Origin of the sequence: Actinomadura soli (genome assembly GCF_005889715.1) — a bacterium.
In the GTDB taxonomy this organism is placed as follows: domain Bacteria; phylum Actinomycetota; class Actinomycetes; order Streptosporangiales; family Streptosporangiaceae; genus Spirillospora; species Spirillospora soli.
The window spans coordinates 1-10,002 of the sequence record NZ_VCKW01000282.1 but is presented as its reverse complement, the minus strand read 5'-3'; the positions used below and the strand labels follow the sequence as shown (position 1 = coordinate 10,002).

Annotated in this window: 6 protein-coding genes, 1 pseudogene and 2 riboswitches; of the genes and pseudogenes, 6 read left to right on the top strand and 1 reads right to left on the bottom strand. The window is 73.6% G+C overall.

From position 1 onward, the window contains the following. The 3 genes and pseudogenes from ETD83_RS35055 to ETD83_RS35045 form a co-directional block, all read left to right on the top strand. Nucleotides 1–396 (top strand): annotated as a pseudogene (locus ETD83_RS35055) (MerR family transcriptional regulator); the annotation flags it as partial. A gap of 142 nt (nucleotides 397–538) precedes the next feature. Further along, the gene (locus ETD83_RS35050) at nucleotides 539–1,009 is read left to right on the top strand and encodes a bifunctional nuclease family protein (RefSeq protein ID WP_067886188.1); all 471 of its coding nucleotides are present in this window, start codon (nucleotides 539–541) and stop codon (nucleotides 1,007–1,009) included. A 592-nt stretch (nucleotides 1,010–1,601) separates the two neighbouring features. Then, entirely contained in the window at nucleotides 1,602–2,204 is a 603-nt protein-coding gene (locus tag ETD83_RS35045) for a MerR family transcriptional regulator (protein WP_138649505.1), read from the top strand. On the opposite strand, the gene ETD83_RS35040 is transcribed toward ETD83_RS35045, so the two are convergent. Beyond that, complete coding sequence (locus tag ETD83_RS35040; protein WP_230421388.1) at nucleotides 2,205–4,682, bottom strand: lysylphosphatidylglycerol synthase transmembrane domain-containing protein; 2,478 nt, start codon at nucleotides 4,680–4,682, stop codon at nucleotides 2,205–2,207. A 319-nt stretch (nucleotides 4,683–5,001) separates the two neighbouring features. Next, nucleotides 5,002–5,096, top strand: a riboswitch (glycine riboswitch). Next, nucleotides 5,097–5,207, top strand: a riboswitch (glycine riboswitch). Between the two features lie 62 nt (nucleotides 5,208–5,269). Between ETD83_RS35040 and gcvP the strand changes: the two genes are divergently transcribed. From gcvP to ETD83_RS35025, 3 genes are all read left to right on the top strand, one after another. Next, a complete protein-coding gene (gene gcvP, locus ETD83_RS35035; protein WP_138649503.1) occupies nucleotides 5,270–8,140 on the top strand; it encodes an aminomethyl-transferring glycine dehydrogenase in 2,871 nt (956 codons plus the stop codon). Nucleotides 8,141–8,235: 95 nt separating this feature from the next. Continuing rightward, nucleotides 8,236–9,348, top strand: coding sequence for a tetratricopeptide repeat protein (locus ETD83_RS35030; protein ID WP_138649502.1), 1,113 nt, complete (start codon nucleotides 8,236–8,238; stop codon nucleotides 9,346–9,348). 62 nt (nucleotides 9,349–9,410) lie between these two features. Continuing rightward, the coding region (locus ETD83_RS35025; protein WP_138649501.1) for an alpha/beta hydrolase family protein at nucleotides 9,411–10,002 on the top strand (592 nt) is incomplete at its 3' end.

Below are 10,002 nucleotides of genomic sequence, written 5' to 3'. Positions count from 1 at the left end.
GCCGCCGACACCACCGCCGAGGACCCCGCCGTCCGCCTCACCCGCCGCCAGCTCCTCGACGGCGCCGGGATCGACGAGGCCCTCCTCGCCCGCCTGGAGGAGTACGGCCTCGTCCGCCGCACCGGCGCCCACTACGAGGGCGACGCGCTCAACATCGCGCGCGTCGCCGCCGCGCTCGGCGAGTTCGGCTTCGAGGTCCGGCACCTGCGCGCCGTCAAGGCCGCCGCCGACCGGCAGGTCGGCCTCATCGAGCAGATGGTCGCCCCGCAGCTGCGCCGCCGCAGCAGCGGCGCCCACGAGCAGGCCGCCGAGACCGCCCGCGAGATCGCCGCCCTGTCGGTCAAACTGCACGCCGCGCTGGTCTCCGCCGGCCTGAACGAAAGCCTCGACCGCTGATCATGCACGCCGCGGAGGATTTTGCCGGACGCGCGGCATCACGAGCTGTCCGGGGCGGGGTGTACGTTGGCTACAGGGTTCGGTCACGAATCGATCCGCTGCACGTGGTGATCGAGATAGCGAGAACCAGCAGGGAGCCGCAGTGAAGCAGATGGAGGTCGTCGGCGTCCGGGTCGAGATGCCCTCCAATCAGCCCATCGTCCTGTTGAAGGAGACGGAGGGCGACCGCTATCTGCCCATCTGGATCGGGGCGGTCGAAGCGACCGCGATCGCCTTCGCCCAGCAGGGGGTCCTGCCCGCCCGCCCCCTCACCCACGACCTGTTCCGCGACGTCCTCGACGCGCTCAGCGTCCAGCTCCGCACCGTCAACATCACCGCGCTGCGCGAGGGCATCTTCTTCGCCGACCTCGTCTTCTCCAACGGCGTCGAGGTGAGCGCCCGCCCGTCCGACTCCATCGCCCTCGCCCTCCGCACCGGCGCCACGATCTTCGCCAGCGAGGACGTCCTGGAAGAGGCCGGCGTGGCCATCCCCGACGAGCAAGAAGACGAAGTAGAGAAGTTCCGCGAGTTCCTTGACACGATCTCCCCAGAAGACTTCGGCCGAGCCGGCTGACACCGGTCAAGGCCGCGCTCGGGGGAGACCCGCAGGCGAGCCTGCGGGGAAGGGTCTTCGCAGCGAGATAGCGTGGACGCGCACGATCGCAGGCGGGTAGTGGGTTTGTTGTCCCTGTTCCGGGGGATTCTTGAAGATGAGCTTGATCGCTTGGCGGTAGCCGCCTTCGCGACTACCTCGGCCACCACCGCCACCCCGCGACAACCTGGGGCGTCGCGATCGCGTCCGAAGGCAGGTTCGAGCTTGCGAGAACCTGATCGCGCAGCGAGCCGCCAGGCGAGACGGAGCGATGCAGCGATCGCACGCAGTGCCCGACGATGGAGGCCGCGAGGGCCGAAGGAGGAGGGCACTGCAATGAACACAGCACAGCATTTCACGACGATGGAGGCCCTCTAGGGCCGAAGGAGGAGTGTAAATGCCAACAAGCACCGTTTGCCCACGTGAAGCCGGTTCATCCGGGCATGCGACGCGCCGACGATGAACGTTGACCCCACCCTGACCGGCACCTACCGTGCTGGTGGAACACCCGTGGTGTAATTCGTCAAACCCCCTTGACGAAGCGCCACGGGATGATTTGGAGCCGGAGGTCCGCGTGGCGGTGAGCAGCGGCGAGGGCAAGGCGACCCCCGAGAGGCATATGGCGTCCCAGCGCGCCGGAGAGCAGGGCCTGCTCTTCGACACGCGGGTGTCGGCGCCGCCGGAGGATGTCGGTTACCGCGGCCCGACGGCCTGCGCCGCGGCGGGGATCACCTACCGGCAGCTGGACTACTGGGCTCGGACGAAGCTGGTGGAGCCGAGCGTGCGGCCCGCGCACGGGTCGGGGAGCCAGCGGTTGTACAGCTTCCGCGACATCCTCGTCCTGAAGGTCGTGAAGCGGCTGCTCGACACCGGGGTTTCGCTGCAGCAGATACGCACGGCCGTCACCCACCTGCGCGATCGCGGTGTGCAGGATCTGGCGCAGATCACGCTCATGAGCGACGGCGTCAGCGTGTACGAGTGCACGTCGCCGGACGAGGTCGTCGACCTTCTGCAGGGCGGGCAGGGCGTGTTCGGCATCGCGCTCGGACGTGTGTGGCAGGAGGTGGAGGGCAGTCTCGCGGAACTACCCGGTGAGCGGGCCGCCGCCGACGACGACCCGTCCGGCCATCCGCACGACGAGCTGGCCAACCGGCGCCGCGCGCGCCGCACCGGATGACTACAGCGCCTCCTTGCGCTGCAGATAGGTGAACGCCCCCCAGCCCGGCAGGACCGGCAGCCACAGGGTGAGCAGCCGGTAGAGCAGGACCGCGGACGTCGCCGTCTCCGCGGAGAGCCCCGAGATCGTCAGCGCCAGGGTGAGGGCGCCCTCGACGGCACCGAGACCGCCGGGCGTCGGCGCGGCCGACCCGAGCGCGTTGGCGGTGAGGAAGACCACCACGACGGTCGTCAGCGGCAGCGACCCGCCGAACGCGCGGATCGAGGCGTCCAGGCACAGCACGAACGCGACGGTCAGCAGGAGTGTGCCGCCCATTCCCGTGGACAGCTTCCTCGGGGATTGCAGGACGTCCACCAGCCTGGGCACCACGCCGGAGAACATGCTCTTCAGGCGGGACGTGACCTCCCGCCGGACGCGCGGCACGGTCAGCGCGAGGCCCGCGAGCAGGCCCAGCGACAGCACCGCGATGACGACCGCCCGCGACGGCGCGAGGTCCTGCGTCGCCTTCGACGTCGAGCCGGTGAGGAACCCGAAGAGGACCAGCAGCAGGATGTGCGTGACCAGCCCCACCAGCTGCGACGCGCCGACGCTCGCGACGGCCGGGCCCGGCCGCACCCCGGAGCGCTGCAGGTAGCGGGTGTTGACGGCGACGCCGCCGACGGCCGCGGGCGCCACCAGCTTCACGAACGACGCGGCGAGCTGCACCAGGACCGTGCGCCCGAGCGGCAGCTTCTCCGGGACGAACCCCATCAGCATCAGCGCGGCCGCGACGTAGGTGAGCGCCGCCGCGCCCAGCGCGACGAGGACCCACCGCCAGCTCGCGGTGGCCGTCATCGTCCCGATGTCGAGGCTCGCCACCTGCGGGATGACGATGTACGCCGCGACCGACAGCGCCACGATGCTGAAGACCGTCCGGGGGCGGAAGCGTTCCAGCCTGGCGGGCGCGACCTCCGTCTCCGGCTTCAGCCGGACGATCTGCTCCCGGATGCGGGTCAGCAGGTCCCGGTCGTGCCGGAGCGCGGTCCGGGTCGTCCGGGAAAGCGCCACCCGCTGCAGCAGCGGCACGGCGGCGGCGAGGGCCTCCTCGCCGAGGACGGCCGCCGCGGTCCGGACGGCCCTCTCCGGGCCCGCCCGCAGCGCCAGCGTCGTGAGGGCCTGCGCCAGGTCGAGCCGCAGCGCCAGGTCGCCCGCCGCGATCTCCCCGGCCCGCAGGTCGGTGATGTAGGCGCTGCCGTCGTCGCCGACCAGGATGGCGCCGTCCTGCAGCCGGCGGTGCGCCAGCCGCCCCTCCTGCAGCGCGCGGAACTGCCGCCACACGTCCGTCAGGAGCCCGTCGGTGATCTCCTCGTCGTCCAGGTCCGCGAGCCGCCGGCCCGGCACGTGCTCGTAGGCGAGCAGCGCGGCCTCCGTGCCGACCTCCGACGTCCCGATCAGGCGCGGCGTCCGGACGCCCGCCGCGTCCACCGCGTACGCCATCAGCGACTCCTGCTCCAGGGACCGGCGCAGCGAGCGCAGCGCCCGCCCGGTCGTCGTGGCGCGCAGCCGCAACAGCCGCCACACCCGGTACAGCAGGCCCGCGGTCTGCTGGTCGCGGTCGAGGACGTGCAGCTCCAGGTCCCAGTCGCCGTGCGCGCCGCGTCCCGTGGGGAGCCGCGAGCCGCTTCCGTTCCCGGGACGGGGCGCGAGGACGACGCCGTACCGGCGGGTCTCCTCGGCGCCGTCGGCGGGCTCGTCCATGCGCGCGGCCCGCTCCGGGCGAAGACCCAGGCGTTCCAGCGCCGCCACCACCGCCCGGCCCGGCGGGCGCGGGTTCGGGGTGCCGACCACGTACAGGGTGCCGTGGCCGATGGCGCGCCCGAGGAAGTAGGTGGCGGCGAGCGCGGCGACCGAGGCGTAGGACGCGGTGAGGCCCGTCAGCGCCGCTAGCCCGATCATGGTCCAGGTCGCGGCCTGCCAGCGGGCGCGGCCCGCCATCCCGACCGCGCTGACGAACGCGATCACCGGCGCGATGTCGGTGTGCACCGGGGCGGTCTCCGTGCCGCCCCAGATCAGCGAGTCCAGGACGCCGCCGGGCGCCCCCCGCACCACGAGATCGTCCAGGCCGACCGTGAGCCCGAACGCGATCATGGCGGCGAGCAGGGCGATCGCGACGCGCATCCCGTCCTTGTGGAACAGCCGCTCGATCCCGAACGCGATCGGCGCGGCCAGCACGCCGAAGCTGGACACCAGCGTCGCCAGCGACAGCAGCAGGCGCGGCGCGTGCGCGGCGCCCTCGGCGATGTCGGTGTGCAGGCCGTGCGTCGTCTCCTGCGCGATCGACACCAGCAGCATGACCGCCGCGAGCCCGACGACCGACGCCGCGAAGCGGATCGCGTCGGCCGGGCGGCGGATCCGGTCCGGCCGGGCGGGCTCGTCGACGGGCGCACCGGCGGCCGTGCCCTGCCGCGAGTGCACCGTCTCGTCGTGGATGGGCGTCACGCCGTACCGCCGCCCTGACCATCCGCCATCGCGATCAGCGTCCCAGAACCGGCGGCGCGCCGTCGACCTGCGCCCTCCGGGGCGTCGCGCGTTCACCCCGCAGCCACCGTCCTCCAGCCCCCCGCCCACCGCCATTCAACGGACGAGCTCCGCTCGACGGACCATCTCCGTCCGCGTCGCCCGAGGCTCGTTCCGTCCCAGGTGGGAATGCACATCGTACTTGCTGGTACGGCGGCCGGGCCTGCGGGGACGGCCGCGGCGGCACCTGCTGTGATCGCGGGAACCGAACTTTGGGTAGGGTTTGTCCTGGACATGCCGTCGACCCTGTGCGGGAGAGATCCCACGCCGCCAGCGTGGGGCGCCGAAGGGGCAACCTCCCCGGAACCTCTCAGGCAAAAGGACCGCTCGGGCGAGGCACCTCTGGAAAGCAGGCGTCGATTCCCGCGTCCCGGGAAGGCGGCTCACCGAAGGGGAAACCCCGCAGCGCGGGTGAAGCTCTCAGGTGCCGATGACAGAGGGGGAGACCGGCCGCCGGCCCGCGCGCCAGGCGGCCCACCTGAGCGACCGCAGCAGCCAGGAGGCTCTCCATGACCGCCCAGTTCTTCGCCCCCGTGGCCGCGCCGCAGCATCCGCGCTCCGCGTTCGCCGACCGGCACATCGGCCCGTCGCCGGACGACCAGGCGAGGATGCTCGCCGCCATCGGCTACGCGGGCGTCGAGGCGCTGATCGACGACGCCGTCCCGGCCGCGATCCGCACCTCCCGCCCGCTGGACCTGCCGCCCGCGCTGAGCGAGACCGCCGCGCTGGACCGCCTCCGCGAGCTCGCCGCCCGCAACACCGTCCTCACCTCCATGATCGGCCTCGGCTACCACGGGACGATCACCCCGGGCGTGATCATGCGGAACGTCCTGGAGAACCCGGGCTGGTACACCGCCTACACCCCCTACCAGCCGGAGATCTCCCAGGGGCGCCTTGAGGCGCTGCTGAACTTCCAGACCGCCGTCAGCGACCTGACCGGGCTGCCGGTCGCGAACGCGTCCATGCTGGACGAGGCCACCGCCGCCGCCGAGGCCATGGCCCTGGCGCACCGCGTCACCAAGCGCAAGGAGCCGGGAACGTTCCTCGTGGACGCGGACGTGCTCCCGCAGACGATCGAGGTCGTCCGGACGCGGGCCGTCCCGCTCGGCATCGAGGTGGTCGTCGCCGACCTGTCCGGCGGGCTGCCCGAGGGCGACGTCTTCGGCGTCCTGCTGCAGTATCCGGGCGCTTCGGGCGCCGTCCGCGACCTGGAGCCCGTCATCGCGCAGGCGCACGAGCGCGGCGCGCAGGCGGTCGTCGCGGCCGACCTGCTCGCCCTGACGCTGCTGCGCCCGCCCGCGGAGTCCGGCGCCGACATCGCCGTGGGCTCGGCCCAGCGGTTCGGCGTCCCGTTCGGGTTCGGCGGCCCGCACGCCGGCTACATGGCGGTCCGCGAGGGCATCCAGCGGCAGCTCCCCGGACGGCTCGTCGGCGTGTCCGTCGACGCCGACGGCGCGCCCGCCCACCGGCTGGCGCTGCAGACCCGCGAACAGCACATCCGGCGCGAGAAGGCCACCAGCAACATCTGCACGGCCCAGGTGCTCCTCGCCGTCATGGCGAGCATGTACGCCGTCTACCACGGGCCCGAGGGGCTCGCCGCGATCGCGCAGCGGGCGCACCGCCGCGCCGCGGAGATCGCCGCTGGGCTGCGCGAGGGCGGCGTGGAGGTCGTGCACGGCGCGTTCTTCGACACCGTCCTGGCCCGGGTGCCCGGACGCGCCGCCCAGGTGGTGGCCGCCGCCCGCGAGCGCGGCGTCAACCTGCGTCCCGTGGACGCCGACCACGTCGGGATCGCCTGCGACGAGACGACGCTGCCCGCGCACGTCACCGCCGTCCTGGAGGCGTTCGGCGCCGCCGAGGCGGGCGAGGCGGCGGAGGCGCTCCCCGGCACGCTGCGCCGCGAGAGCCCCTACCTGACCCACCCCGTCTTCCACGCGCACCGCTCCGAGACCGCGATGCTGCGCTACCTGCGCAAACTCCAGGACAAGGACGTCGCGCTCGACCGCTCGATGATCCCGCTCGGGTCCTGCACGATGAAGCTGAACGCCACCGCCGAGATGGAGCCGATCACCTGGCCGGAGTTCGCGAACGTCCACCCGTTCGCGCCCGTCGACCAGGCCGCCGGGTACGTCGAGCTGATCGGCGAGCTGGAGGCGGCCCTCGCCGAGATCACCGGGTACGCGAAGGTGTCCGTCCAGCCGAACGCCGGCTCCCAGGGCGAGCTGGCCGGGCTGCTCGCGATCCGCGGCTACCACGCCTCCCGCGGGGAGGAGCACCGGGACGTGTGCCTGATCCCGTCGTCCGCGCACGGCACCAACGCCGCCAGCGCCGTCATGGCGGGGATGCGGGTCGTCGTCGTGACGTGCGACGACGGCGGCAACGTCGACCTGGACGACCTGCACGCCAAGATCGGCAAGCACGGCGGGCGGCTCGCCGCGATCATGGTGACGTACCCGTCCACGCACGGCGTCTTCGAGGAGACGATCACCGACGTGTGCGCGGCCGTGCACGACGCGGGCGGCCAGGTCTACGTCGACGGCGCCAACCTCAACGCCCTCGTCGGCCTGGCCCGCCCCGGCGAGTTCGGCTCGGACGTCTCGCACCTCAACCTGCACAAGACGTTCTGCATCCCGCACGGCGGCGGCGGGCCCGGCGTCGGCCCGATCGGCGTCCGCGAGCACCTCGCCCCGTTCCTGCCGAACCACCCGCTGCGCGCCGAGGCCGGGCCTGAGACCGGCGTCGGCCCGATCTCCGCCGCCCCGTGGGGCTCGGCGGGCATCCTGCCGATCTCCTGGGCCTACATCGCGATGATGGGCCCGGACGGCCTCACCGCCGCCACCGAGGGCGCGATCGTCGCCGCCAACTACCTCGCCGCGCGCCTCGCCCCGCACTACCCGATCCTCTACACCGGCCGCAACGGCCTCGTCGCCCACGAGTGCATCGCCGACCTCCGCAAGATCACCAAGGAGACCGGGATCACCGCCGAGGACGTCGCCAAGCGCCTCATCGACTACGGCTTCCACGCCCCGACCCTCTCCTTCCCCGTCGCCGGAACCCTGATGATCGAGCCGACCGAGTCCGAGGACCTCGCCGAGCTCGACCGGTTCTGCGACGCCATGATCGGGATCCGCCGGGAGATCCAGCGGGTCGCGGACGGCGGCTACGACGCCGAGGACAACCCGCTCAAGAACGCCCCGCACACCGCCGCCTGCCTGATCTCCGACGACTGGAAGCACGCCTACACCCGAGAGGAGGCCGCCTACCCCGTCCCGGCCCTGCGCGGGGACAAGTACTGGCCTCCCGTCCGCCGCATCGACCAGGCCTACGGCGACCGCAACCTCCTCTGCTCCTGCCCGCCCCCCGAGGCATTCGAAGACTGACCGGGCCTTCGAAGACTGACCGGCGGCGTCGCGAGACGCCGGGTCGGGGGATCGCTAGGCTCTCTGCGGACCCCCGACCCAGAGGGCAGAGACTGATGAGTCCCGTGACCGACGACCCGGCCCAGATGTGCGAGGAGGCGCGGAGCCTCGCGGAGAACGGCGAGGCCGGGCGCGCGGCGCTGCTGTTCGAGAAGGTGCTGGAGCTCGGTGAGACGTCCTGCCGGGCGCAGGCCGCGCTCGGGCTGGCGGTCGTCCTCGACGACGCCGGGGACGTCGAGCGGGCGCGGGAGGCCGACCGGGCGGCGATCGCCACCGGCGACCCCGAGTACGGTCCGCGCGCCGCCTACCATCTGGCGGTCACGCACGAACGGGCCGGCGAGCACGCCGAGGCGGCGCCCGCGTGGCGCGTGGTGGTCGACTTCGGCAACCCGGCCTACCTTCCGCCCGCGCATCTGGCGCTCGCCCGGATCGCCGACGACGCCGGCGCGTTCGACGAGGCGCGGGGCCACTGGGAGGCGGTGATCGCGACGGGCGACGCCGAGTACGGGCCGCCCGCCGCGCACGACCTCGCGCAGCGGCATCTGGAGCGCGGCGAGCCCGCGCGGGCGCAGCGGGTCCTGGCCGCCGGGCTCAAGCTGATCGACCGCGGCACCGCCCCGTACGCGTACGCGCGGCTCGCCGTCGCGCTGGGCATCGCCTACCTCGACCAGGCGATCGGGTCGTTCGGCGCGGCGCTGGGGGAGGATCCGTCCGACCCGGAGGTCGGGCCCCTCGCCACCGAGCTGCTGGCGCGGACGCTGCCGCTGCGGGGACGCGCCGGCGAGGCGGCGGAGGTGTGGCGCCGGGGGCTGTCCGACCCGGCGACCGCGGGCCAGGTGCGGGCGCGGCTCCGCCGCGACTTCGGCGGCGACGAGGACGACGGCGACCCGTCCGCCCTGTGGTGGGAGCCGGTCGTCGAGCAGGCCGTGTCGGACGGGACGCTGCCCGCCCTCGCCGGGGAGGCGTTCGGCGCGCTCGACCACATGTACGCGCTGCTCGCCGTCCGGCACGCCGACGCCCCGGACGGCGGGCGCGCGGGCGACGCGCACGATGCGGTCGGCAAGGCCGTGCAGGTCCCCGGTGACTACGCGTGGGGCCCTCTGCTGCAGGAGAGCTTCGCCGAACGGCTCCGCCTGGCCATGGGCCCCTCCGACCGGCCCGAGCGCTAACCGCGGTCCGGCGCGGGCGTCCCGCCGCGGTGATCGTTTCAGGGGCGGGCTACGGTGGGCGGATGGAGGTCGTGACGGCGCACGGGCCGGCCGGGGTGCTGTTGGACGAGGCGGACCACCCCGCGTTCCTGCTGGTCCTGACGCACGGCTCGAACGGGAGCGTCGACGCGCCCGACCTGCTGGCCGTCCGGGAGACCGCGCTCGGGCTCGGCGGCTCGGTGGCGCGGGTGACGCAGCCGTTCCGGCTCGCGGGCCGCCGCGCGCCCGGCCCGGTGGCGAAGCAGGACGAGGCGTGGCTGGAGATCGTCGGGATGCTGCGGGAGCGGGCCGGGAACGTTCCGCTCGTGCAGGGAGGGCGGAGCAACGGCGCCAGGGTGGCGTGCCGGACGGCGGCGGCCGCGGGCGCGGTGGGCGTCCTCGCGCTGGCGTTTCCGCTGCACCCGCCGCGGAACCCGGAGAGGACACGGGTGGACGAGCTGCGTTCCGCGGGCGTGGAGGTCGTCGTCGTCAACGGCGACCGCGACCCGTTCGGAGTGCCGGACGGGGCGGACGCGACGCAGGTGACGGTGCTGGCGGGGGAGCGCCACGAGCTGAACCGGGATCCCGCCGCGGTCGGGAGGGCGGCGGAGCCGTGGCTGCGGAGATGGGCGGGCT